This window comes from Mesorhizobium sp. L2C066B000 (genome assembly GCF_000502335.1).
GTDB lineage: Bacteria > Pseudomonadota > Alphaproteobacteria > Rhizobiales > Rhizobiaceae > Mesorhizobium.
In genome coordinates this window covers 415092-436991 of record NZ_AYWZ01000001.1, presented here as the reverse complement: position 1 = coordinate 436991, position 21900 = coordinate 415092, and the positions used below count along the sequence as shown (strand labels likewise).

The 21900-nt window shown below is 59.3% G+C and carries 27 protein-coding genes and 2 pseudogenes; 17 read left to right on the top strand and 12 right to left on the bottom strand.

Annotated features, from left to right (window positions below; translation table 11 throughout):
• Nucleotides 1-152 precede the first annotated feature (152 nt).
• From X733_RS163700 to X733_RS1000000170095, 9 genes are all read left to right on the top strand, one after another.
• Nucleotides 153-1124, top strand: a complete 972-nt coding sequence (locus tag X733_RS163700) for a LysR family transcriptional regulator (protein WP_023817333.1) — start codon at nt 153-155, stop codon at nt 1122-1124.
• Complete coding sequence (locus X733_RS163705; RefSeq protein ID WP_023711070.1) at nt 1121-2590, top strand: NAD(P)/FAD-dependent oxidoreductase; 1470 nt, start codon at nt 1121-1123, stop codon at nt 2588-2590. Before X733_RS163700 ends, X733_RS163705 begins: the two co-directional genes overlap by 4 nt.
• Nucleotides 2587-3069 carry a hypothetical protein gene (locus X733_RS163710; RefSeq protein WP_023711069.1) on the top strand — a complete coding sequence of 161 codons (483 nt, stop codon included), beginning with the start codon at nt 2587-2589 and terminating at the stop codon, nt 3067-3069. The genes X733_RS163705 and X733_RS163710 overlap by 4 nt, the downstream gene beginning before the upstream one ends.
• On the top strand, nt 3066-3629 hold the full coding sequence (locus tag X733_RS163715) for a peroxidase-related enzyme (protein WP_023711068.1): 564 nt from the start codon (nt 3066-3068) through the stop codon (nt 3627-3629). The genes X733_RS163710 and X733_RS163715 overlap by 4 nt, the downstream gene beginning before the upstream one ends.
• A gap of 57 nt (nt 3630-3686) precedes the next feature.
• Nucleotides 3687-4427: an amino acid ABC transporter ATP-binding protein gene (locus tag X733_RS163720; RefSeq protein WP_023669868.1), complete on the top strand. Its 741-nt coding sequence runs from the start codon at nt 3687-3689 to the stop codon at nt 4425-4427.
• 23 nt (nt 4428-4450) lie between these two features.
• Nucleotides 4451-5278 carry a transporter substrate-binding domain-containing protein gene (locus tag X733_RS163725; protein WP_023817332.1) on the top strand — a complete coding sequence of 276 codons (828 nt, stop codon included), beginning with the start codon at nt 4451-4453 and terminating at the stop codon, nt 5276-5278.
• A gap of 67 nt (nt 5279-5345) precedes the next feature.
• Nucleotides 5346-6062, top strand: coding sequence for an amino acid ABC transporter permease (locus X733_RS163730; RefSeq protein ID WP_023703916.1), 717 nt, complete (start codon nt 5346-5348; stop codon nt 6060-6062).
• Between the two features lie 17 nt (nt 6063-6079).
• The gene (locus tag X733_RS163735; RefSeq protein ID WP_023669865.1) at nt 6080-6772 is read left to right on the top strand and encodes an ABC transporter permease subunit; all 693 of its coding nucleotides are present in this window, start codon (nt 6080-6082) and stop codon (nt 6770-6772) included.
• 393 nt (nt 6773-7165) lie between these two features.
• A complete protein-coding gene (locus tag X733_RS1000000170095) occupies nt 7166-7345 on the top strand; it encodes a hypothetical protein (RefSeq protein WP_196813709.1) in 180 nt (59 codons plus the stop codon).
• Between the two features lie 114 nt (nt 7346-7459).
• Here the strand turns inward: X733_RS1000000170095 and X733_RS1000000170575 are convergent, their stop codons facing one another.
• Nucleotides 7460-7843 carry a hypothetical protein gene (locus X733_RS1000000170575; RefSeq protein WP_245263991.1) on the bottom strand — a complete coding sequence of 128 codons (384 nt, stop codon included), beginning with the start codon at nt 7841-7843 and terminating at the stop codon, nt 7460-7462.
• Between the two features lie 57 nt (nt 7844-7900).
• Nucleotides 7901-8364: pseudogene (locus tag X733_RS1000000167490) on the bottom strand (iron-containing alcohol dehydrogenase); the annotation flags it as partial.
• A 280-nt stretch (nt 8365-8644) separates the two neighbouring features.
• Here X733_RS1000000167490 and X733_RS163740 point away from each other — a divergent pair.
• The gene (locus X733_RS163740) at nt 8645-9007 is read left to right on the top strand and encodes a hypothetical protein (RefSeq protein ID WP_023711061.1); all 363 of its coding nucleotides are present in this window, start codon (nt 8645-8647) and stop codon (nt 9005-9007) included.
• On the opposite strand, the gene X733_RS163745 is transcribed toward X733_RS163740, so the two are convergent.
• Nucleotides 8991-9776 carry a hypothetical protein gene (locus X733_RS163745; RefSeq protein WP_023711060.1) on the bottom strand — a complete coding sequence of 262 codons (786 nt, stop codon included), beginning with the start codon at nt 9774-9776 and terminating at the stop codon, nt 8991-8993. The two genes, X733_RS163740 and X733_RS163745, sit on opposite strands and share 17 nt — an antisense overlap.
• A gap of 56 nt (nt 9777-9832) precedes the next feature.
• Nucleotides 9833-10075, bottom strand: a pseudogene (locus X733_RS1000000171405) (CatB-related O-acetyltransferase); the annotation flags it as partial.
• Nucleotides 10076-10407: 332 nt separating this feature from the next.
• Between X733_RS1000000171405 and X733_RS1000000171400 the strand changes: the two are divergent.
• The 5 genes from X733_RS1000000171400 (at nt 10408) to X733_RS163760 (ending at nt 14341) form a co-directional block, all read left to right on the top strand.
• On the top strand, nt 10408-10872 hold the full coding sequence (locus X733_RS1000000171400; protein WP_050588605.1) for a glycoside hydrolase family 108 protein: 465 nt from the start codon (nt 10408-10410) through the stop codon (nt 10870-10872).
• Between the two features lie 26 nt (nt 10873-10898).
• Complete coding sequence (locus X733_RS1000000171395) at nt 10899-11219, top strand: hypothetical protein (protein ID WP_050588604.1); 321 nt, start codon at nt 10899-10901, stop codon at nt 11217-11219.
• Nucleotides 11220-11335: 116 nt separating this feature from the next.
• Nucleotides 11336-11494: a hypothetical protein gene (locus X733_RS1000000169315; RefSeq protein ID WP_023817331.1), complete on the top strand. Its 159-nt coding sequence runs from the start codon at nt 11336-11338 to the stop codon at nt 11492-11494.
• Nucleotides 11495-11929: 435 nt separating this feature from the next.
• Nucleotides 11930-12157 carry a DUF1515 family protein gene (locus X733_RS1000000170565; protein WP_245274366.1) on the top strand — a complete coding sequence of 76 codons (228 nt, stop codon included), beginning with the start codon at nt 11930-11932 and terminating at the stop codon, nt 12155-12157.
• A gap of 180 nt (nt 12158-12337) precedes the next feature.
• Entirely contained in the window at nt 12338-14341 is a 2004-nt protein-coding gene (locus tag X733_RS163760; RefSeq protein ID WP_023711055.1) for an acyltransferase family protein, read from the top strand.
• Nucleotides 14342-14430: 89 nt separating this feature from the next.
• On the opposite strand, the gene X733_RS0133790 is transcribed toward X733_RS163760, so the two are convergent.
• The 3 genes from X733_RS0133790 to X733_RS163770 all read right to left on the bottom strand — a co-directional run bounded on the left by X733_RS0133790 (nt 14431) and on the right by X733_RS163770 (nt 15288).
• A complete protein-coding gene (locus tag X733_RS0133790; protein WP_031192958.1) occupies nt 14431-14622 on the bottom strand; it encodes a hypothetical protein in 192 nt (63 codons plus the stop codon).
• An 86-nt stretch (nt 14623-14708) separates the two neighbouring features.
• Nucleotides 14709-14909: a hypothetical protein gene (locus X733_RS163765; RefSeq protein ID WP_023711053.1), complete on the bottom strand. Its 201-nt coding sequence runs from the start codon at nt 14907-14909 to the stop codon at nt 14709-14711.
• Nucleotides 14910-15015: 106 nt separating this feature from the next.
• On the bottom strand, nt 15016-15288 hold the full coding sequence (locus tag X733_RS163770) for a 2Fe-2S iron-sulfur cluster-binding protein (RefSeq protein WP_031192957.1): 273 nt from the start codon (nt 15286-15288) through the stop codon (nt 15016-15018).
• 597 nt (nt 15289-15885) lie between these two features.
• Here X733_RS163770 and X733_RS1000000170090 point away from each other — a divergent pair.
• Nucleotides 15886-16173, top strand: coding sequence for a hypothetical protein (locus X733_RS1000000170090; RefSeq protein WP_023711051.1), 288 nt, complete (start codon nt 15886-15888; stop codon nt 16171-16173).
• 659 nt (nt 16174-16832) lie between these two features.
• The gene (locus X733_RS163775) at nt 16833-17069 is read left to right on the top strand and encodes a hypothetical protein (RefSeq protein WP_023817328.1); all 237 of its coding nucleotides are present in this window, start codon (nt 16833-16835) and stop codon (nt 17067-17069) included.
• 200 nt (nt 17070-17269) lie between these two features.
• Here the strand turns inward: X733_RS163775 and X733_RS163780 are convergent, their stop codons facing one another.
• From X733_RS163780 to X733_RS163795, 5 genes are read right to left on the bottom strand one after another with little or no spacing between them, the layout of a single operon-like run.
• Nucleotides 17270-17698 carry an acyl-CoA thioesterase gene (locus X733_RS163780; RefSeq protein ID WP_023711048.1) on the bottom strand — a complete coding sequence of 143 codons (429 nt, stop codon included), beginning with the start codon at nt 17696-17698 and terminating at the stop codon, nt 17270-17272.
• Complete coding sequence (locus X733_RS163785; protein ID WP_023711047.1) at nt 17695-18630, bottom strand: 3-keto-5-aminohexanoate cleavage protein; 936 nt, start codon at nt 18628-18630, stop codon at nt 17695-17697. Before X733_RS163785 ends, X733_RS163780 begins: the two co-directional genes overlap by 4 nt.
• Nucleotides 18631-18660: 30 nt before the next feature.
• On the bottom strand, nt 18661-19767 hold the full coding sequence (locus tag X733_RS163790) for an ABC transporter ATP-binding protein (protein ID WP_031192955.1): 1107 nt from the start codon (nt 19765-19767) through the stop codon (nt 18661-18663).
• The gene (locus X733_RS0133780; RefSeq protein ID WP_023696853.1) at nt 19767-20504 is read right to left on the bottom strand and encodes a GntR family transcriptional regulator; all 738 of its coding nucleotides are present in this window, start codon (nt 20502-20504) and stop codon (nt 19767-19769) included. The genes X733_RS163790 and X733_RS0133780 overlap by 1 nt, the downstream gene beginning before the upstream one ends.
• The gene (locus X733_RS163795; RefSeq protein WP_023711045.1) at nt 20504-21838 is read right to left on the bottom strand and encodes an aminotransferase class III-fold pyridoxal phosphate-dependent enzyme; all 1335 of its coding nucleotides are present in this window, start codon (nt 21836-21838) and stop codon (nt 20504-20506) included. The genes X733_RS0133780 and X733_RS163795 overlap by 1 nt, the downstream gene beginning before the upstream one ends.
• Nucleotides 21839-21900: the final 62 nt, after the last annotated feature.

The window sequence follows — 21900 nt, the reverse complement described above, 5'->3', positions numbered from 1 at the left end:
AATTGCATGCACGTCGGGTGCCCCCCAGCGTTTCGATCAAGGGCTCCGGCTCTGAGCCGGCAAGCGCCGCTGCGAACATTAGTTTCCGCTTGACATATATCAAAAATGAATGAGACGATGTCAATCATACGGATTTCACATGTAGGGAGAATATGGAAACTCGGGACCTTCAGACCTTCCTTGCGGTTGCTGCCAGCGGCAGCATTACCAAGGCGGCTGACATGCTCGGGCGTTCCCAACCTGCGGTGACACGCACCATTCAGGATCTTGAGGGCGAACTTGGCTTCGAATTGCTGCACCGATTCGGCCGACGGGTGCAGCTATCTGAAGAGGGTGTCGCATTTGAAGAAGAAGCGCGGCGACTGCTGATGTCCTTCACCGAACTCGCGGCGCGGGCCAAGATGATCGCCGCCGGCCGGGGTCGGATCCTGCAGATTGTTACAACCTCCGCGATCGGCACTGGCCTGATCCCGACGGCCATGGCCGAGCTCAAGGGTATCGAGCTTCCGCACGAGACACATCTCGGACAGTTTCTTCCCTCCATCGTCGCCCAGGAAGTGCGCAGCGGTCGTGCCGAGATCGGCTTTTCAAGCCTGCCGCTCGATACGCCCGGCCTGGATGTCCTGCGGCTCTATTCGGCGCCCGATGTTGCTGCTGTGCGGGAGGACGATCCGCTGGCAGAACTCGACGTCATACCGCTTTCGGCCTTTGCCGGCCGTCGCGTCGCTACCTTGCTCAACCCGCTGCGTTTCCAACTGCATGTCTCCAAGGCATTGGCCGCCAGGGGTATCGACACCGGGCCAGTGATCCGGACGAATACTGCCTATGGCGCGTTGCAGCTTGTGCGCCGGACCGGCGTAGCCGCTGTCATCGATCCCCTCACCGCTTATGGCGTGGCCTTGCCTGGGGTCGCCATCCGCCCGATTGACGCGACCGTCCTTTTTTATTGGGGCGTTGTTGCTGCCGAAAAACGCCCCCTTCGTCCAGTCGCGCAGGCGTTGATGGATGCGGTCGAGGCGGTGGCTGAACGGTCGATCGTCGGCTTCAAGAAACTCGATCCGGCCCTGGCCGGCCAATTGGTGAGCGATCCTGCATCCGGCACAAATCACGGAACGGGAATATGAAGCATACTCCCACCGCGCCAACGTCGACAGGTCTTGCCGCGCTCGAAGCACAGCTCGCACAGGATCTTGAGTTTCTCGAACTGCCCGCCAAGCCATGGGTTCCCGCGCGTTCGCACGACGGCGTGCCGGTCCGTGATGTCGTTGTCATCGGCGCCGGCATGTGCGGACTTGCCGCCGCGGCAAAGCTGGTGCTGAACGGGATAACCAATGTCGTGGCCTATGATGCGGCTTCGGCCGGGTTCGAAGGACCTTGGGTGACCTTTGCCCGCATGCAGACGCTTCGGTCGCCGAAGACCCTGCACGGTCCGTCGCTCGGCCTGCCGCAATTGACGTTCCGCGCCTGGTTCACTGCGCAATGGGGCGTTGAGGCATGGCGGTCGCTGGACAAAATCCCGAAGGGCCAATGGATGGACTACCTGGTCTGGTACCGCAAGGTTCTCGGCCTGCCGGTCCGCAACAGCGTGCGGATGACCGGACTGGCACCTGTTGGAGATCTGATTGCGATCGATATCGAAGGCGCGGAAACCGGCCGGGTTCTCACCCGTCGTCTCGTTCTGGCCACCGGTCGGTCCGGTTTGGGCGGTTTTGCCGTGCCCGATTTCCTCAGCGGCGTCGATCGCGCCTATTGGGCCCATTCCGCCGACGACATCCACTTCGATACACTGAAAGGCAAGCGTGTCGCTGTCATCGGCGCTGGTGCCTCGTCCATGGACAATGCCGCAACGGCGCTCGAGGCGGGAGCCGGCTCTGTTGACATGTTGATCAGGCGCAAGGAAATGCCGCGCATCAACAAGCTGACCGGCATTGGCAGCCCGGGTGTTGTACTCGGAATGCATCACTTGCCCGATGCCTGGAAGTGGAAATTCTTCGATTATACCGCCTCGACCCAGACGCCGCCGCCGCGTTCATCGACACTTCGCGTGTCTCGGCACCCCAATGCTCGGTTCTTTCTCGACTGCGGCATAGTTGCGGTGAAGCAGGAAGCAGGGACCTTGCTGGTGGAAACCACGCAGGGGCCGATGCGCTACGATTTCCTGATCGCGGCAACCGGCTTTTCAAATGATTTCAGCGGCCGCCCGGAATTTGCGGCGATCGCCCCACATATCCGTACCTGGTCGGATGGCCGATATAGGCCGGATATGGGCCCGGCTCGTGCAGGCATGTCCGACGCACCGGACCTAGGTCCCGCCTTCGAGTTTCGTGAGCGCGTCCCCGGCTCCTGCCCGATGCTGTCGCATATCCACTGCTTCAACGACGCCGCCATGCTGACGCACGGCAAGGTCTCCGGTGATATCCCAGCCGTCAGCGCGGGTGCCGACCGTTTGGTCCGCGGCATTGCCGCATCGCTGTTTGCCGAAGATGTCGAAACCCACTTCGCCAACCTGATCGCTTACGACACGCCCGAACTTCTGGGCGACGAATGGGTCGATTCAACACCCTTGTTGGAGAAGGAGGCCGCGCTGTGATCGACGCAATGGACAAGGCCGCCGGTCTATCACCGGACGATGCGCTTTTCAGCGCGCGTCGGTTTCGGCCTGAATTCGTGCTGGGGGCCGAGGAATGTCGCCTCTCCGTCCTGCAGCCAGCAAACGACCAAGGGCTTGCGCCTAATTTGCGGGTTGCTCTGGCCCGTCGCATGGCCGCTCTGAATGCCGATCCGGTCCTGATGGCCGAATATGATGAGCAGCTGGCTCAGCTCGATCCGACTGAGCAGCTTTTGGCCTTAGCCCAGGGGGAAACGGATTTGGAAGAGCCATTGGCGACCATCGCACGCCATGTGGACCTGATTACGCTGACACCGAAAAAGGCGGAAGCGGGCTACATCGCCCTGCTCGCCCAAGCTGGATTGAACAATCCTCAGATCGTCGCCCTTTCCGAGCTCATCGCCTTCGTCAATTTCCAGACGCGGGTGGCAACCGGCCTGCGATTGTTGAGGACGGTATGATTTCCGCGGTGCGCCTGAAGCCATTGAATTGGCATCCGTACATAGCGCCGGTCGAGCTATCCGAGGCCACGCCGGAACAGCTTGAAGCGATGAAGGTCACGCCATCAGCCAAGAAAGTTTCGGAATATGTGCGCACCCTTGCGCATGACCCTGAGAGCTACCTTGCTCGCACCGTCTTGTTCAACGCAATCATGTATGTCGAAGGCGGGCTTGCCCGCCCTGACCGCGAGCTGGGTGCATTAGGTGCGTCCATCGTCAATGGCTGCAAATTCTGCGCCGTTGTTCACGCCCGCAGGCATGCAGAGCTGACCAAGAACGACGAAGTGGTCACCGCGCTCTATCTCGATAAACCTGAAGCGCTCGGCCCACGCGATGCGGCAATCTACAGTTTTGCCCGCCGCCTGTCGGCGGCCCCGTCGGAAGCGACGGCAGACGATATCGCCGCGCTTCGATCAGTCGGCATGGACGACCGCGAGATTATCGACCTGATCCACTCCATATCGATCTTCGGCTGGGCAAACCGGCTGATGCACGTTCTCGGCCATGCAGAGAGCGGGTGATGATGTCGCATGCGGTCGAAGCAGTCCGTCTCACACTTTCCGAAGGGCCAACCAGAAATGCTTGAACTCAAAGATGTAAAGCTGTCTTACGGAAGCACGCAGGTTCTGAACGGCGTCAATCTCTCGGTAAAGCGGGGTGACGTGGTTTCGATCATCGGCCCCAGCGGCACCGGCAAGACCACGTTGCTGAAATGCATCAACTACCTGGCCAAGCCGTCGTCAGGAACCATCGCGTTCGATCAGATCCGGATGGATTACCAGCGTGCCGACAAGGTCGCTGTCCAGGCGATCCGGTTGCGAACGGCGATGGTCTTTCAACAATTCAACGTCTTCAAGAACATGACGGTCCTGCAGAACGTGATGGATCCACTGGTCGTCGTGCAGCGCAAGTCCGCGGACGAGGCGCGGGAGATCGCCTTGCGGGAGCTCGAGCGGGTCGGCCTCACCCCGAAGCGAGACAGCTATCCCTCCCAACTGTCGGGCGGCCAGCTCCAGCGCACCGGCATTGCGCGCGCCCTGGCGGTTCGTCCCGACGTGATACTCTTCGATGAGCCTACGTCATCGCTGGATCCAGAACTCGTCGGTGAAGTCCTGAAGGTGATCAAGGACGTCACCTCGTCAGGGATCACTTCGCTGCTTGTGACCCACGAGATGCAATTTGCAAGGAACATCTCCAACCGGATCGTCTTCATGGACCGTGGCGTGGTCGCCGCCGATGGCAGCCCGGCTGATATCTTCGACGCGCCTTCCAGCCCACGACTTGCTCAATTCCTGCAGTCAGAACTCGCTTTTCAATAATCCAACAACAAGGGAACCAAGACATGTCTGCAATCACATCCAATTTCTCTCGCCGCTATGCCCTGGCCATCGCCGGCGGCATCGCGATTGCCCTTGCAACGGCGGGGGTCAGCTATGGCCAGACCGTTCGCACGATCAAGATCGCTACGTCTGCCGAATCCAAGCCGCTGGCATGGGGCGCGATCGGCGTCGAGCCGCAAGGCTATGAGCCCGACCTTCTGAAGGCGATCAACGCAAAGCTGCCCCAATACAAGTTCGAAATGGAAGGCGTCTCCGACATTGCCCAGGAAACCGGTCTCGCTACGGGCAAGTACGACATTGCGGTGGGTGGCTACTACAAGTCGCCCGAGCGCTCCAAGCAGTTCTTCATTCCGGAAAATCCTATGGGCGCCAGCCTGATGAAGATCTACAGCAAGAAAGACAGCGGCATCAAGGAAATGAAAGACCTGGTCGGCAAGAGGATCGTTCCGACAACGGCCGGCGGTGGAACCTACAAGTTCATCATGAACTGGCAGAAAGAAAACCCGCAATACAAGCTCGATGTCACGGCATCGAGTGCAGGCATTCCCTACCCGAACCGGCTGGACGAAGTTCAGAACGGCAAGTTCGACGCTCTCGTCTTGCCGTCCAATCTCGGTGAGCAGACCGTCATCGAGCAAAAGAAACTCGATATCGTAGCGTCCGAACCAGTGTTCAGCAACAACACCTACATGCTGATCCACAAATCAGACGAGAACAAGGTTCTGGCTGACGATGTGAACAAGGTTCTCAAGGAATTGAAAGACGACGGCACGATCGAGAAGCTCTCGCAGAAGTGGTTTGGCGAGGGCATCGTCCAGTACATGAAATAGCACGGCCGTCGAGGGCCATATTCGCTAGTCAGCGGCAAGGTTGAATTGCAAGAAGGAGCGTTTCAAAGTGGATGTATCTGCTATGATTCCCGAGTTGCTCTCGGCACTGCCGCTGACGCTCGCCATCACGTTTACGGCCCTCATTTCCGGGTTCTGTCTGGCTCTCATCGCGACAACACTCCGGGTTCGCAGGGTGCCACTGATCAGTCACCTGGTGGACCTCTACGTGTCCTATGCCCGGAGTGTTCCTGTCGTCCTGCAGCTGTTCGTCGCGTTTTATGGGCTTCCGCTGTTGGTGATCCTGTTCGGCGCCAAAGATTTTATTTCGCCGACGATGGCTGCCATGGTGGGGTTGAGCCTCTACCATGGAGGATATCTGTCGGAAGTCATGCGGCCTGCATATCTTGCCGTCGATCGCGGCCAGCACGATGCGGCCGATAGCCTTGGATATACGTTCCGGCAGAAAATTACTCGCGTCGTCGGCCCGCAAGCGGTGCACTTCGCACTACCGGGCTACGGGAACTCCGTCATCTATCTGATCCATAACGTTGCGCTGGTCATGTACATCGGCGCCGCCGACGTCATGGCGACTGCGCATTTGATCATGGAGCGCGACTACAACCAGTTCCAGTTCGAAACCTACCTCGTTCTGGCGGTCATCTATTCGCTGATGTGCCTGGTCGCATGGCTCATCGTGCGCTTCTTCGAGCTTCGATCACCGATGCAAGCGCCAGAGGCAACGACAACAACTCCGATCAAGAACGAGCTCCTCGCGAGCGTCTGACGTAAGGGTATTCAACCATGTTTGATACCGATATTTTGCTCCAGGACACGCAGGAAATTCTGAGTGCCGTACCCGTGACCGTTGGAATGGCACTCTTGATTTTCGTCCTGTCGACGATAGTCGGCAGCATATTCGCGCTGATCGAATACAGACGGGTGCCGGTTCTGCGAGAGCTCATCATGACTTACAAGATCGTCTTCAAGGGCGTTCCAATGGTCATCGTGATTTTCCTCGCCTATTTCGGTCTGCCGCCCGCATTCCAGTTCCTGTTCTCGTTGCTCGGGATCAACTTCAACGCTCACGAAACCCCCAATTGGGTCATTCTTGTCGTTGCGATTACCGGCTGTGTCGCCGCGTTCCAATCAGAGATTATCAAGGGAGCCCTGAATGCATTCGACACCGGTCAGTCGGACGCGGCCCATTCGCTCGGCTATACGGGCGGCCAATTGTTTCGACGTATCCTGTTTCCCCAGGTGGCCCTCACCGCAATTCCCGACCTGACGACTTCGATGATGGTCATCATGAAGGCGCTTTCTCTCGGATTCGCCATCGAGGTCGTCGATATCTTCGCCCAGTCCCAGCTGACCGCCGCCCTGAACTACTACTACCTCGAAGCCTTCGTGATTGCCGTCGTGATCTACATGGTGATTGCCTATATCGTCACACAGATTGCCGACAGGCTGGAGCAGGCGCTGAGGGTGCGGACGTAAGGCGGATGTGGGATAGAATCGTCAAGCTTCGGATATCGAGCCGCACCTGGGAGGCAATTCTTTCGGGGATGAAAAGCTTAAGGAGAAACCCAAGTAGCCGATGTCTATACCGTTGAGTTTCATGCGTTTGGTTGATAAGCATCGTTTGTCGCTGCTGACTGGCTTCATGCCGACTGAAGCACCGATCGCGCCGGACGCGCCAAACCTCAATCCTGGCTGGGCCGCGTCGGAACATGTCTAGCAAAAAGCCTGCGATCCTTGTGCGCCAATGAAGCCCGCGACCGGACAGCCCTCTACCTTGCGGGGTGGGATGTTTACCTCGGCTTTTTGTTGCGACCAGACGCGGTGGTTCCGCCCGACGTCTAAACCGATGTTTTCTTCAGGATGGAGCCGATGGCCAATGATATGATCCGCCCCGCGGTCAATGCGGAATTGCCGTCCGGATCTTTCGACGGAACAAATTCCACGGCCGCGATGCTGCATATCGTTGCTTTCGCCGCAACACCTTTCATCAGATCCACGACCTCCCAGTACAACACCCCGCCCAGCGGGAACAAAATTCAGCAGGCATGATTGATGGGTCGAGCCCGTCGAAGTCGAGGTTTATGTGGACATTAGACTCCGAAGGAATGGCATCCAGGATCGGCTGAATGCCTTTTTGACGGACGGTCTGCGCCGAAAAGAACCTTACGCCCCAAGCTTTTGCATCGGCGATTTCCTGGGGTCCGGCCGAACTTCGTCGCGGCGTGTAACAATCTCGAGGACCTTGATGCCGATTGTTGTTCTCGGAATCCCATGCGCTACGCCGTATCCGGGCGCCGTCGAATACACCCACGCAAATCTGGATGCACCGCGCGATGGAGGCGGCGGTGTTTCCCGACGTACGAGCCAATCCGGTCCTGAGAGGCGCCATCGCGGATGGATCGGCGCGATCCCGATATCCGTTGAGGAAGTCGTAATCCCACAATATGCCCTTCTGATGCGCGCCATGAAGCCGATCGTCTTGCCGGTGTCCAGCGCCGACCCGCCGCCGAACGCGACTACACCGTCATGCTTCCCACCTCGAAACATGCGCACACCGTCCTCCACGTGCTTGTCCCGGGGGGTCGTCCCTGCATGCGTCTTCTCATAGGGCAGGAAAACGCCATTGGTCATACCGTGATGTGTGTCGTAGAGCGCGCCGACCGGATGCGAGAGTGCGTGGACGGCGCCCATCCCTTTCGGAAAGGCGACAGCACCCATCGCAGCAGCGCTGATCAGGTCACCATGGGCCTCGACGTCATTCGGATTCGAATACGCCTTCGGAAGGTTTTCGAAGATCAAGCGCACACCTTCGATGGCGATCGCGTCGCACATCGGATGATAGTAGGCGCTCGACAACGCCTCGATGCAGTGCGCGAGCGCGTCCATCCCAGTTCCGACAGTGATGAGCGGAGGCATGCCTACGATCAGTTCGGGGTCCCCGACGACAACCTTGGCCTCATCAGGTGATGGAACACCACGTTCTTGGTGTGCGTGGCCTCGTCGGTGATTATCGCACCGCGTCCCACATCGAAGCCCGTTCCGGCCGTGGTCGGGACGGTGACGAACGGCGTATTGCGGGGCCTCGGCTTGCGCCGAGCATGCGTCTTCCGTCCATCGTAGCGGGCCCGCCATTGGCCGGCGGAAGGCCTATGCGGCTAATGCTCTTCCCCCCGCCTGATCGCAAGATCATCGTGGTGCGTCCAATAATAAACGGCAGCTGACATTGCTACGATGCCCAACGCAAAGCCGATCGCCAACCCCAAATAAAACATCTCTGCCTCACGGCGATAACCATGCTTGGCGAAGGCATACACCAATTACAAATTCTGAGTAAAGGGATCAGCAAATATGACCAAATTCTTCGTCGACGCGGATGGCGTCTATCTCGGCGGCTTTGACGGTGCAGACGTCAAGTTGCCTGAAAATGGCACCGAGATGCCAGAAGCACCGGAAGATGCGCGCCAGGTCTGGGGCGGCAAGGCGTGGAGTGCCGTTCCTTCCGTGCGTCGCATGGTCCTGGAATCGGTTGTACAGGCTCGCATCATCGACGCGGGCAAGATGGCGCAGGCCTATGCCGCGCTGACGGGCAATCCAATCTATTTTGCCCGCTGGTCCGCGCCGGATCGGCCAGAAGTCTATAGTGACGATCCTGACGCTGTCGGACTAGTCCATGCTCTTGGGCTCGATCCTGCGGTCATCCTCGCGCCTTGAGTTTTTGACGAATGATGTCCACCGGCGTCCGCCACATTCGATATCGGCCAGCCTCGACGATTTGCCGTGCAACGGGCTCAGCAGCGTATGCATAGAAGAATCGATGTACACGAGATTCTGCGAACGCCTTCTTCCCTCGTGTATTATAGTCCCTGATCTTGAGCTTATGCGGGCTGATCGTCCGCCCCCCCAAGGACAAGGCTATGCCGATGCAGAACTGCTCCGCAGCGTCAATTTTCGATATCTGATGGACAGCAAGCATCGGTGGATACGCGTCCATCAGAGCGGGAAGATTGTCTCGATGCAATCCGAGAATGCCGCTTTGCCACATAGGTTCGCGGCCCGTGATAACATGTTCGCCGATCCTAAGGCCTTCCCCTTCCAGCACAGGCGTCCATTTGTGGGGTTTCTCTAGGCGTCGCATCACTGAATGCTTAGGCGAAATGCCTTCGGAGGCATGAGATAGAAATCCTGCTGGGTAGTGGTCTGAGTCCATAAAAATGAGGCGGTCGGTCATCCTCAGGAGTTTGATCAACGCCCGGGCCTTGATGCCAAAATGATATTGACCGCTGAAGGACCAAGCCTCTTTCTGCATGTCAGTCAGAAGCAACGTCTCCATGGGATAGTCGACAAACAATTCGGGCCTGTCCGTCGCAACAATGATCTTTGCTTCTGGACAATGATACAAAAGCTTGAGTGCGCTCAGCAACGCGCCGCGATGGTACAATTCGTTTTCGCCATACGCGATGTAACCGAAGATGTCCCTCATCGAGTGGCGTGCTTTGCGATGAAAGTCTCGATCGGACCGCTGAGAGTAGCTGCCTCGCTCTTGATCTTATCGTCGTCCCACAACCACCACTGTATTTCCAGCAATTGCGCAACGGTATCAGCAGGGAACCGGCTGCGGATAACTTGCGCGCGATTGCCGGCCACTATCGCATAGGGCTCGACAGACTTGGTGACGACGGAGCCGGCACCCACAACAGCGCCGTCGCCGACTGTCACGCCTGGCAATATAATGGCACCGTGGCCAATCCAAACATCGTTGCCGATCGTGATGCCCCCAGGCTTGCCAGCATTGGGTAAAGGCTCAGGCTGCTTCAGGACGCGGCTATAGATCGGGAATGAAGTGGCACTCTTCGTCTGGTGTTGGCCGGTGCACATGAACAGCACTTGGCCAGCAACAGAGCAGAAGCTACCCACATTTAGAGGGGCTTCATTAGTCGGAAAAAGCACCTTCCGCCAAGTGACGCCATAAGTGTGGCGGCCAACCGACACATTATCGGGCAGTTTCGCGCGCGCGTCTTTGAACCATTTAGAGAATACAGACATTAGACATCCCGCCCTGGCCGCAAAATAGCGGTTACCTTCTTTCAAATGCAACCTCAAGAGGCTTACACATGGACCGCAATTTCGTGCGGGCGCTCGCGCTCGTTCTCAAATCGGAAGGGCTCTGGTCGGACAATCCGGCCGATCCTGGCGGCGCCACCACGAAAGGTGTGGCGCTGGAGACCTTCCGCGCCTATATCAAGCCCAGCGGCACCAAGGCCGACCTGAAGGCTATCACCGATACCCAGCTTGCAACGGTCTATCGCCGCCAGTTTTGGGATGCGGTGCACGGCTCGGAGCTTCCGGCCGGCGTCGACTATCCCGCCTTCGATTTCGCGCTCAATTCGGGTCCAAAGCGAGCCGCAGAATACCTCCAGCGCGTGGCCGGCGCGAGGGTCGACGGCCGACTAGGACCGGACAGCCTCAAGGCGATCGGCGCCAAGCCTGCCGGCGTCATCATCGACGCCTATTGTGATGCGCGTCTCGGCTTCATGAGGCGGGCCAAGAACAAGAGACCGGCAAGCTCCTTTGGCTGACCTTTGGCAAGGGCTGGACGGCCCGCATGGCAGCCGTGCGTCGCGATGCCATGCTGATCTCCGCACTGCCTGCATCGCCGCCGCAGATCAGGGTTGAGGTGCCGGTGGAGGTGCCGAAGCCTGTTGTTCCCGATAGGGTGGCGCAGAAGGTCAAGGAGAAATCCGGCTTCCTGTCCTGGTTGACCGGCCTCTTCGGTTCCGGCGCGCTTGGGCTTGGCTGGCTTGCCGGCATGACTGGAAGGCCGTTCTGCGGGCGGCGGCGTCCTCATCGTCTTCATCCTGATCTTGCTCTTGCTGCGCTCCCAGATCGTCGCGGCGGTGCGCCAGATCAAGGCGGAGGTTGCTGAGTGATGGAAGGCTTTCGCGAACTGCTCATCCCGGCGTTCGATCGCCTGCTGCGCACCGTCGGCGCTATCAGCCTGGTCCTCAGCGCCGGGTTTGCCGTCCGGTTCTGGTGGCCGCTATGAGCGCGGTCATCGCATGGCTCCTGAACAACCCGACCGTGCTTGCCTTTGGCGCGACCATCATCGGCGCGCTTGGCTTCGGCTTTCAACAGCGGCTTGCCGGCGCCAAGGCCGAACGCAACAAGCAGGCGGCGGCCAACGTGATCGCCGCAACCTAAGCCGACGAGATCGATGATGCCGTCGCCGGTCGCGCGCCGGACGACAACCGGGGGAGGCTGGGCAAATGGTCACCAAAGCAATAGCCCTTGCGGTGCTCGTCGCGATTGCCGGCTGCACGACGATAGGCGGCTCGTTTTGCGCGGTCGAGCACCCGATCCGCCTGTCCGCCGAAGCAATCGCGGCGCTTTCAGACGGCGAGGTGAGCCAGGTCTTGGCCCAAACGAAAAGGGCGCCAAGCTGTGCGCATGGAAAGCCTGACATGCCAACATCGGCGACGAAGAGCCTGGAGATGATGGTAGGCGGCCTCGTCGCCGCTTTGGAGGGTGTCCAGCGGGACGTCACCGAAATCCGGCGCGATATCAAAGATAGCGACGCCCCGGGCCGCGCTGAGCTACGAGCAATCCGAACAGCGCGCCGCCGCCAGCCGATCGAAGATGTACGCCAAGACCGACGAGTTGGTGGAGCGTCTTTCCCAGACCGAAGGCGCAGTGAAATCCCTCAGTGAAGACATGACTGAGGTGAAGGCCGTGACAGCGGAGGTCACCCGGTGGAAACTGATGGGGCTCGGTGCTCTCGGCGTAACAGGCATGGCTGCGGCGGCGCTAGCCTCCCTTGTCACCGCGTACTGGTCTGATATCTGGTGGGCGCTGCGCGGCGGCTGATTGGCGACGACATGAAACCAACTATCCGACTTCGCCCCGGCGCCTCACGGTGTCCGGGGCTTTTCGCTTTTCTGGTCCCAACCGATGCCAAATTGAGTGCTGAGGTTGTTATTGGGGGCTACTTGTTCCATTCGTTCATTCTGTATAAGCGCGAGCCTAGCAGCAACCGGAAGCAAGTATTTGAGCAAGTCGAATTTCCGGCCTGAGATCCAGGGGCTGCGTGCTATCGCTGTCTGCTCAGTCGCTTTGTTCCATGTCTGGCCGTGGCTGGCCCCCGGCGGCTATGTCGGCGTTGACGTGTTTTTTGTCATTTCTGGTTTCTTGATCACCGGCGTCCTGCTGCGGGAGGTGGAGGACACCGGAAGAATGGACCTACTTGGTTTCTATGTTCGCCGGGCGCGGCGCCTCTTGCCTGCCGCGATGCTTGTCCTTCTGCTGGTGGGCTTGGCGACCCCGCTCTATCTACCCTCCGCGCTATGGAGGGACGGCACGAATGAACTGGTGCACAGCGCCTTTCAATTGGAGAACTGGCGGCTCGCAGCGAAGGCGATTGATTACCTGGCGATGACGAGCGCGCCGAGCCCGGTCCAACATTACTGGTCGCTGTCGATCGAAGAACAATTCTACGTTGTCTGGCCGGGGCTGATCATCGGCCTCCTGTGGCTTTCACGAAAAGTCCACAGGCCTTGGCGACCCTTGCTGGCCGCCGTGCTAGGCGCAATCTTCATCGCCTCGCTTGCCACCTCCGTATGGCTCACGCTTGTTGACCCGGCGCGGGCGTATTTCGTCACTCACACCCGCATGTGGGAGCTGGCGCTCGGCGCTCTGCTGTGTGCCATGGTGCCGGAGTCAGCCGACACACGGATCGGGGTACGAGCGCGGCGATTGCTTGGGTTTGCCGGCGTCGGCTCGATTCTCGCAGCCGCCTTTCTGTTCTCGACCAAGACACCCTTCCCCGGCTATGCGGCGCTGTTGCCGACCGTTGGGACCGCGTTGGTGATCGTCTCTGGTCAAAGCCAGTCGTCGTTCAGCGCCTTTGCTTTGCTCAAGTCACGACCGTTCCAATTCCTCGGCGACATCTCTTACTCGCTCTATCTTTGGCATTGGCCAATCATCGTTTTTTTCACCCAGCAAAGTGGCGAAGCGATCGGCCTTTGGGGCGGCCTGGCCATCCTTGCAGCAAGCGTCGGTCTAGCCGCCATCACCAAGGTTCATGTCGAGGACCGTTTCCGCCACCGCGCATCGTTGCGATCACGCCCCCGACTGGTCGAGTGGCTGGCCGTTTTTGCCCCGGTTCCTTTGGTGCCTCTAATCGCATTTTGCGCTGTCTCGATAGAAATCGCCCGGCAACAAGCATTGATCTCGGACAACCCGAATGACTATCCAGGGGCTAGGTCCTTGTTCACCAACAGGCCGGTGCCGACCGTAGCGGCCTATGCTCCTTCGCTGCCGACAATAAAGCAGGATAAGCCACAAACGGACAGCTGCCGCCCGCCTCGCGAAAACGGCGAACCTGTCGGTTGCCAGGTTGGCGATCCAAATGGGCGGCTCAAGGTGTTCCTGGTTGGCGATTCGCACGCAGAGCACTGGCTTCCGGCGTTTCAGGTGGCGGCGTCGGATCGAGGTTGGAATGCGGAGAGTTTTACCAAGCCCGGATGCCCGCTATTTCCTACCATGATCATGATGTCTGACAGCGACCGTCCGTTTCCAGATTGCCTGACCTGGGGTCAGCATATGCTGCGAATTATTCGACAACAAAGGCCAGACATCATCATTTTCGGGCAGAGAGACGTTTTACGTGCTTATCCCGACGACGGAAGCCAAGTGCCCGTGAGCGATACGTTGGTGCAGCTATGGCGCAGCATTGAGGCATTGGGCATTAAGGTGGTGGTAATAGCCGACACACCAGCTTGGGGAACGAACCCGGAGCGGTGCATGGCTCGGGACGGCCACTGCTCTGTTCCATATAAATCGGCACGTGATCGGGATCCCGTGGTAGTTGCCCAGCGCCTCTACCCGCATGTGCCGCTCGTCGACTTCAGCGACATTGTATGCCCGGGCAACATTTGCCCTGCGGTCATCGGCAATGTTTTTGTCTGGCGCGACACCGATCACCTGACCGCCACGTATTCCCGCTCAATGGCCGACATTTTCGGCAAACGCATCGACGCGGCAATCAATTAGCTGAGGGCGGCCGGCGCTCATTGGTCGAATTCTAGCGGCAGGTGATCCGGTTTCTCGTGCCACATCACCTGCCGGGAATGAGATCGTTCTTACAGGCGAACGAACTTGTCGAGATGCAGGCGTATCCGTTGGCCTTCTGCGAAGGACAGCGCGAATGATTCAATCACGAATGATCGGGTAATTTCCTGGTCTTCCTCGGCCACACGAACGGACCATTCGCCGCAGGCTTCGACGACTTCCACGCAAGGCAATACTTTGCGGATTGGTATCACGTTATCCATCACAGCCTCCCTACAAAAAGCAATGGTAACGTCGAGTTTTATACGCCCGCCGAAAGCGGGTTTTCAATAACAAAGATGGTCCGGGTTCATACCGTTGGGGTCAGCGGATCGCGGCTGGGTAACTCAGTGCCGCGACGTGATGGCGGATGGATGTGCTCGAACAGGAGATGACCGATCTGCTGCATCGCCGTCATATCCGGGTAAGCGGCTAGAACGGAGCCTTCACCGCCGACGCTGCCGAGCATCGGTATCAACACAAAGCTGTGAAAGTTCTGCTTCTTTTCCATTTTCGTACCTGCGATGGAGAGGCCGTTTGGTCTCATGGGGCGCTTTTTTGTTAGCGGCTCGTGCCCATCGGGCGACGCTTGTCGCCAGCGCACGCGTTCTTCCCGCTCAAGCAGGGCAATTTCGCAATCGCTTTCGCAGCATCGAGCGGCAGCCGAGAATATAACCCTGTTGCTTCTCATCCTCGTTCAGAGCGACATCCAGGTACTGCTTCATGTCCACGGAACCGGAGATGAGAGCGCATTTGCACTCGCCGCAAACTCCGTTTCTGCAGTCCGAAGGACAGTAGTGCCCGGTGCGCATCGCCGCTTCGAGAATTGTTTCGCCGTCTAGTACGACGATCTCGTCCGCAAATTGCTGCACGATCAGTTTGTAGGACATCTCCACGATCCAGTATTGGCAGGCAGATTCAATTCGTAGGGACGCGCAACAAACTCTGCGCCCCTGCTGAGCAAGAGCCGACGTCGCGACTGAACGCAATTTGAAGGCGAAGCAAGGTTTCGCTTTAACCGATGCAGGCTTGCGCCGGCGCAGATGACTGAGCGGTCGCAACACGTGACAGGACTTTTTGCCCGAACTTGATCAAGCTGTCGGCCTGCCGGTACTCGGGTCTTTCAAGGAGCGACGTGGCCCAGCCCTTCAGTGCCGAAACCAAATATTGGTTCGCACAATCATGATGGCCTGCCGGCAAGAGGTCGCGACATTCGTATACGTCCGCGATGACCCGGCAAAAGGCCGGATGCCCATCTCGGTCGATGACGACAGGAGAAATTTCCAATGCCCAACGCTCAAGTTGTTCGGATAGACACCATGGCCCCCGGAGGTCATGCACTTTGCTGACTTGGAGTTGGGGCCACCCGGCCGTGGAGAAGTGACCATTCGGCAGATTGCCATAGGCTTCAATTTTATCGATATATCGCAACGCAAGGGCATAGCGCGCTTCTCTTGAATACTGGCCTGGGACATGAGGCAGTGGGAGTGGTTGAGGATCTGGATTCCTCAGTAGAGGAGTTCAAGATCGGCGATCGGGTCGCATATATGAGCGCGGGCACAGGAGCCTACGCGACATTCAGGACCGTCAACGCCGAGAAGCTGGTTGCCGTTCCCGATGGTCTTTCGGACGAAGTGATCGCCGCCCACTTCTTCAAAGGTCTGACGGCGCAGTATCTGATACAAAAGACGTTCCCCGTGGAATGGGCATCTGGTGCTCCTGCGCCCCTCCCGGCGGTGTCGGCTCCATCCTGGCGAGTTGGGCCAGTAAGCTAGCGGCAACCGTCATTGGGGCGGTCGGATCGGACGAGAAATGTTCGTTGGCGAAAGCCAACGGATGTGCGTTCGCTGTCAACTATTCCAGAAAAGGCTGGGAGGACGAAATTGTCGAATGGACCGGAGGTACCAAGGTCGACGCAGTTTTGGATTCAATAGGCAAAGACACATTCCTGTCTTCGCTGGATCTGGCCACCCCTTTCGGAACTGTCATTGTCTTGGCATGGCATCCGGACCGGCTCCGGCGATCGATCCGGAACTCTTGAACCGCAGAGGCCGTCTCTTCCTGACGAGGCCTTCCATTTTTCCGCACAACGCGGCAGCGGCGCAATTTCGGGAGAACGCCGCCAACCTGTTTAAGGCCATGTCGGACGGAATGTCCGATACCAATTCCTACTCCCGGTTCGAGTGGACCCAGGTTCAAGACCTGCATCGGGCCCTCGAAGCGCGCGAGCTATCCGGTCCTGCTGTGATTATTCCCCAAATCCCCTAAGTATGCATCACGGACGGTCGCTGACATCGGCCTGGAAGATCGTGTTGCCGTTCGATCCTGGGATTGTATGACACGCTGGCGCACTGCGGCGAGGCGTTGTTCCTTTGCTCGATGATCCTCCAGGGCGGGCTCCAAATGGTCGTATGGCGGGAGCACATGCCTCGCCATGGTCGCCTCGCGCCACGATGAGCTCGGCGACGCGGTCGAGCGCTCGCTCAAAACCGCTGTGCTGTGGCTGGTCGAGGCGTGTGCAGTTTTGCACACGATCTCCCGTAATTATTTGATTTTGCTCAACTGTCCGTCCGGTCCATCATTGAGACAAGTCGTGGTTTTCAACGTCGTGACGCTCGAACGACTTGCCGTCACCCTGGCTGACGATAGCAAAGAGCGCCCCCCTCAGTAGTAGGTCTTGCGATGTCCCGCTACCACTTCAACCCCGCTATCGTACGCAATGGCCCGATTGTGGCGGCCGCCCAATGCGGTGTCTGTGCAATAGCGGCTATATTTTGCCCTTCCTATGGCGAGTAGAAGCCTTCCGCGACCTAGAGCATCTCGCTCAAGTCACGCCAATGCCGCTAACGATGCCCTCAGACATTCTCGCCGTCACCCACGCGTATCGACTTCACCCCTCGGGAGTTTCGCGCACGCCTGTCGGGCTTCGCCTTCGATCTCGATCTTGCTCCGCGCTTGAAGATCGAAGCGCACCGTTACGGTGCGCATGCGTGCATGCAGCACATCGTCCAGCGTGCCGCGCATTTCATGCAGATAGGTCAGCGACGACTTCCCAAGCTTTTCTATAACGGTGCGAACGGTGATCAGAGTTCCCACCTCGGTTTCGTGCACGTAGTCGATCTCCATCCTCACATCCGCCCAGCCGAGCGTCGGCGTCAAACGGGGATCGGCGATCCTGCCAAGCAGCTGGAAACTGGCGTCGTCGAACATAGCGACGTAGTGACGGACGTTGAGATGGCCCATCGCGTCACACATCCAAGGATGGACGACGCCGACATAGGTTTCAATCGGGGGCGTCAAAACCCGACCTCGTTTCCGCCCTTGAGATCCAGCAACTGGCGGGCTTCGTCGGGGGTTGCGATTTCAAGCGACAGTTCGCCAAGGATGCGCTTGATCTTGGCGACCTGCTCGGCATTGCTCTTGGCAAGCGCGCCCTTGCCGATATAGAGACTGTCTTCCAGCCCGACACGCACATTGCCACCCATGATCGCACCCATCGTGCAGAGGTTCATCTGGTGCTTGCCGGCGGCAAGGATCGACCAGAGATAGTCGTCTCCGAACAGCCTGTCCGCCGTCCTGCGCATGTGCATCATGTCTTCGGCGTCGGCGCCGATTCCGCCCAGAAGTCCGAAGATCGTCTGGACGAAAAGCGGCGGCTTCAGCAGCTTGCGGTCGAGAAAGTGCGCCAGCGTGTAGAGGTGACTGACATCATAGCACTCGAACTCGAACTTGGTGCCATAGGCCTGGCCGACCTCGACAATGATGCGCTCGATCTGCTCGAACGTGTTGGAGACGATGCCCTTCTTGGTATCTTCCAGGTAGCCCTTCTCCCAGTCGTGCTTCCAGTCGGTGTATTTCGGCGCGATGTGATGCAAGGCGAAATTCATCGACCCCATGTTGAGCGAGCAGAGTTCGGGCTTGGCGGCATGGGCGGCTTCGAGACGCTCGTCGAGCGTCATCTTGAGGCCGCCGCCGGTAGAGATGTTCATCACGGCGTTGGTCTGCTGTTTGATGCGCGGCAGGAAGTCCATGAAGAGCTTAGGATCGGGGGTCGGCTTGCCCGTCTCGGGGTCGCGGGCATGCAGATGGATCACCGAGGCGCCAGCTTCGGCTGCGCCGACAGCCGCGTCGACGATCTCGGTAGGCGTTATCGGCAGATAGGGGCTCATGGTCGGCGTGTGAATCGATCCGGTGACCGCACAGGTGATGACGACTTTCGGCGATTTCTTCATGATCGGGTCTCCCTTGTCTGCCTTTTGGTGTTATCGATCGAGCGCGAGGCAATCCTCGCGGCCACAGCCCAGCCGGATCGCCGTACCCGGATCGAGCTTCGGCTGAGACGACGAAGTAGCAAGCTTGACGATGAATTTCTGGCCGCTCGCGGTCGCGGCGACGAGCCGGACATGATCGCCGACGTAGATTGATTGAACGACCGTCGCCGGAATCTCGTTGAGCGCCGTGACGCCGTCCTGCAGAACGGACAGGCGCTCGGGCCTTATCGACAGCGTCACCCTGACACCCGCAGAAAGCGCAGCACCGCAGGACATGGCGTTCAACACAACGTCGCCGTCGTCGAGACGGACGTATACGCCGCCATCCTCGCTTCCGGCCAGCACGGCGCCGAACATGCGGTTGTTCTCACCGATGAAGCTTGCGACAAAGCTCGCCGCGGGACGCTCGTACAGTTCGCGCGGCGTCGACAGTTGCTCGATGCGGCCGGCGCTGAACACCGCGATGCGGTCCGACATGGTTAGCGCTTCAGTCTGGTCGTGCGTGACGTAGACGAAGGTCACGCCCAGCCGGGCGTGAATATCCTTGATCTCGAACTGCATCTGCTCACGCAGCTGCTTGTCGAGGGCGCCAAGCGGTTCGTCCATCAAGACAAGATGCGGTTCGAAAATCAGGGCGCGGGCAACCGCCACACGTTGTTGCTGCCCGCCCGAAAGCTGCGCTGGCCGCCGATTGCCGAATTCGGGCAACTGGACCATGTCGAGAACGTTCCCGACACGTCGCCTGACCTCCTCGCGGCCAAGTTTGCGGACCTCGAGCGGGAAAGCCAGATTTTCGGCGACCGTCATGTGCGGGAAAAGCGCGTAGTTCTGGAACACCATGCCGATGCCGCGACGATTGGCGGGAACGTTGTCGATGCGCTGACCGTCAATGAGAATTTCGCCCTCGGTCGTATCTTCGAATCCTGCCAGCATCATCAACGCCGTCGTCTTGCCGGACCCGGAAGGGCCTAGCAGCGTCAGGAATTCGCCGCGCACGATTTCCAGGTCGAGCTGGCGCACCGCCTGGACCGCATGCCCGTAGCGCTTGCTGACGCCGCGAAACTCGACGTGAACCGGCCCACGCGGAGATCCGCCCATCACCGCGCCTGCGCCTTCGGATCACGGCGCACCGAAGTCGGGCGCTTTCGAGCAGGCTGCGCCTCAGCCGCCGCCGCGGCGCGAAGAATGATGTCGGCGGCCTCGCGCAGATCGGCCACCAGGGCCTTGCGCGCAGCCGCGCCATCGGCGCGACGCAGCGCCGCGAGCATTTCGTCGTGATGGTCCAGGCCCAGGCCGTAGGTCACGTCCGAGCGGACGATGTTCAAGAACGGTCCTGCCTGCAGCCACAATTTCTCGATGATCTGCTGGATGAGAGGTGACCGCGCGGCATGGTACATCGTGAAATGGAAGCGCCTGTTCAGGCCGAGATAGTTAGCCATGACGTTGCTCTCGACGCACTCGCGCATCAGGCTGTTCAGCTTCGCCAATTCATCGAGTTCTTCGGGCGTGATGGTCGTCGCAGCCCATTCGGCCGCCGTCCCTTCGACGCTGCAGCGCACACGCACGAGATCCGAAATACGCGCCACCGTGGCCTCGGGGACGATGACGCCCCGGTTTGGGTGGTCGAACATCGCCTCGTCGCTGACGAGTTGCCGCAAGGCCTCGCGCACCGGCATGGCGCTGGTCCGGTACTGTTCGGCAAGCTGTCGCACGACCAGTCTTTGGCCGGGCAGGAAGTCACCGTTCATCAGTGCTTCCTTCAAGCCCGTATGGACACGAACATGAGCTGTCTTTTGCGCGGCCGAGCCGGCGGTGGCATCCTTGCGATCGAGCATCAGTTTGTCCGGCGGGGCAGTATTTTGAGGTTGCTCGACAGGAAATCGTCGAATGCGGCGGCGAAGCCGTCGAGTTCGGCGTCGCCAAATGGCAGTGACAACGCCAGCATGCCGCGCGGCGTCACGTAATACCCTCGCAACAGCATCTCGATATGCCACAGCGCAATCACCGATGGATCGGCATCGTCGAGCCGCGCCGGCGTGTCCACCGGCCCCCTGACGAAATGCAGGTTCATCAACGACCCGCGCCCTATGACGATGCCCTCGACGCCATGTCGTTCAAGTGAGACGTTCATCGCTTCACGCAAGCGATCGCCGCGCGCATTGATGGCGCGGCTCGCCTCTTGCGTCAGCACCTGCGTCAGACCGGTGAAACCAGCAGCCATGCTGAGAATATTGTTGTTGAACGTCCCGCCATGCGAGAACGCACCAGGCAAAGCCGGATCGAAGCGGTCGACGAGGTCGGCGCGTCCACCGAATGCGCCAAAACTCGCACCGCCGCCGATGTACTTTCCGAGCGTCACGAAATCGGGAAAAATTCCGTGCGCGCCATGGAGCGCTCGATAGTCGAGGCGCGAGGTCATGACCTCGTCGAAGATCAGCAGCGCGCCGGTCTCCTTCGTCGCTGTGCGCAGCGCCTGCAGGAACTCGCGGGTCGCCGGGATGCAGCCGCCGCCGCCCATCATCGGTTCGACGATGACGGCGGCAAGCTCGTCGCCCTGTTCCTTGATGAGCGCCACGGCGTCTGCACTATCGTTGTAGTCGGCGAAGACAAAGGGGAAAGGCAAATTGAGCGGTGAGCCGCCATGCGCAAAAGTCAGTACGCCGCCGTGATAGCCTTCCCGGAAGGCGAGTATCTTCGAACGCTTCGTGATGGCGCGAGCGGCGGAAATCGCCATGATGTTCGCCTCGGTGCCCGAGTTGCAGAAGCGCACGCGCTCGATGGCTGGAAAACGCTCGACCACCGCCGCTGCCAGGCGCGCCTCGTAGCGGTTGGGTGCACCCAGCATGATGCCGCCCTGTATGACGTCCACAAGGGCCGCCGAAATCGCCTTGTCGGAGTGGCCGTAGAAGCCGGCGCTGTATTCCGAGACCAGATCGACATAGGTATGGCCGTCGAGATCGGTGACCCTGCAGCCCTCGCCGGAGACGAACGAAACAGGGAATGGCGGGTACCAAAGTACAGCCCTCGTATTGCCGCCCGGCAACGATGCCGCGGCCTCGTTCTGGCGCGCCAGGCTGTTCGGGTTGGCGTCAGCGAAACACTGTCGCGCCTCGTCCAGAACAGCAGCGAGACTGACATTGGCGCGCACGTCTCTAGTGCCTTGCAGCATTCGATCAAATTCCCTTGTCTTTTTAACTTTCTTGCACCCTATCGCAAATTCCTGTTGCAAAT

What these genes read in the sequence shown, in the direction of transcription:
- X733_RS163700 (WP_023817333.1), top strand. Translation starts at nt 153, where the DNA reads ATGGAAACTCGGGACCTTCAGACCTTCCTTGCGGTTGCTGCCAGCGGC.
- X733_RS163705 (WP_023711070.1), top strand. Translation starts at nt 1,121, where the DNA reads ATGAAGCATACTCCCACCGCGCCAACGTCGACAGGTCTTGCCGCGCTC.
- X733_RS163715 (WP_023711068.1), top strand. Translation starts at nt 3,066, where the DNA reads ATGATTTCCGCGGTGCGCCTGAAGCCATTGAATTGGCATCCGTACATA.
- X733_RS163720 (WP_023669868.1), top strand. Translation starts at nt 3,687, where the DNA reads ATGCTTGAACTCAAAGATGTAAAGCTGTCTTACGGAAGCACGCAGGTT.
- X733_RS163725 (WP_023817332.1), top strand. Translation starts at nt 4,451, where the DNA reads ATGTCTGCAATCACATCCAATTTCTCTCGCCGCTATGCCCTGGCCATC.
- X733_RS163735 (WP_023669865.1), top strand. Translation starts at nt 6,080, where the DNA reads ATGTTTGATACCGATATTTTGCTCCAGGACACGCAGGAAATTCTGAGT.
- X733_RS1000000170095 (WP_196813709.1), top strand. Translation starts at nt 7,166, where the DNA reads ATGGCCAATGATATGATCCGCCCCGCGGTCAATGCGGAATTGCCGTCC.
- X733_RS1000000170575 (WP_245263991.1), bottom strand. Translation starts at nt 7,843, where the DNA reads ATGTTTCGAGGTGGGAAGCATGACGGTGTAGTCGCGTTCGGCGGCGGG.
- X733_RS163740 (WP_023711061.1), top strand. Translation starts at nt 8,645, where the DNA reads ATGACCAAATTCTTCGTCGACGCGGATGGCGTCTATCTCGGCGGCTTT.
- X733_RS163745 (WP_023711060.1), bottom strand. Translation starts at nt 9,776, where the DNA reads ATGAGGGACATCTTCGGTTACATCGCGTATGGCGAAAACGAATTGTAC.
- X733_RS1000000171400 (WP_050588605.1), top strand. Translation starts at nt 10,408, where the DNA reads ATGGACCGCAATTTCGTGCGGGCGCTCGCGCTCGTTCTCAAATCGGAA.
- X733_RS1000000171395 (WP_050588604.1), top strand. Translation starts at nt 10,899, where the DNA reads ATGGCAGCCGTGCGTCGCGATGCCATGCTGATCTCCGCACTGCCTGCA.
- X733_RS1000000169315 (WP_023817331.1), top strand. Translation starts at nt 11,336, where the DNA reads ATGAGCGCGGTCATCGCATGGCTCCTGAACAACCCGACCGTGCTTGCC.
- X733_RS1000000170565 (WP_245274366.1), top strand. Translation starts at nt 11,930, where the DNA reads ATGTACGCCAAGACCGACGAGTTGGTGGAGCGTCTTTCCCAGACCGAA.
- X733_RS0133790 (WP_031192958.1), bottom strand. Translation starts at nt 14,622, where the DNA reads ATGGATAACGTGATACCAATCCGCAAAGTATTGCCTTGCGTGGAAGTC.
- X733_RS163765 (WP_023711053.1), bottom strand. Translation starts at nt 14,909, where the DNA reads ATGGAAAAGAAGCAGAACTTTCACAGCTTTGTGTTGATACCGATGCTC.
- X733_RS163770 (WP_031192957.1), bottom strand. Translation starts at nt 15,288, where the DNA reads ATGTCCTACAAACTGATCGTGCAGCAATTTGCGGACGAGATCGTCGTA.
- X733_RS163775 (WP_023817328.1), top strand. Translation starts at nt 16,833, where the DNA reads ATGGTCGCCTCGCGCCACGATGAGCTCGGCGACGCGGTCGAGCGCTCG.
- X733_RS163785 (WP_023711047.1), bottom strand. Translation starts at nt 18,630, where the DNA reads ATGAAGAAATCGCCGAAAGTCGTCATCACCTGTGCGGTCACCGGATCG.
- X733_RS163790 (WP_031192955.1), bottom strand. Translation starts at nt 19,767, where the DNA reads ATGGGCGGATCTCCGCGTGGGCCGGTTCACGTCGAGTTTCGCGGCGTC.
- X733_RS0133780 (WP_023696853.1), bottom strand. Translation starts at nt 20,504, where the DNA reads ATGCTCGATCGCAAGGATGCCACCGCCGGCTCGGCCGCGCAAAAGACA.
- X733_RS163795 (WP_023711045.1), bottom strand. Translation starts at nt 21,838, where the DNA reads ATGCTGCAAGGCACTAGAGACGTGCGCGCCAATGTCAGTCTCGCTGCT.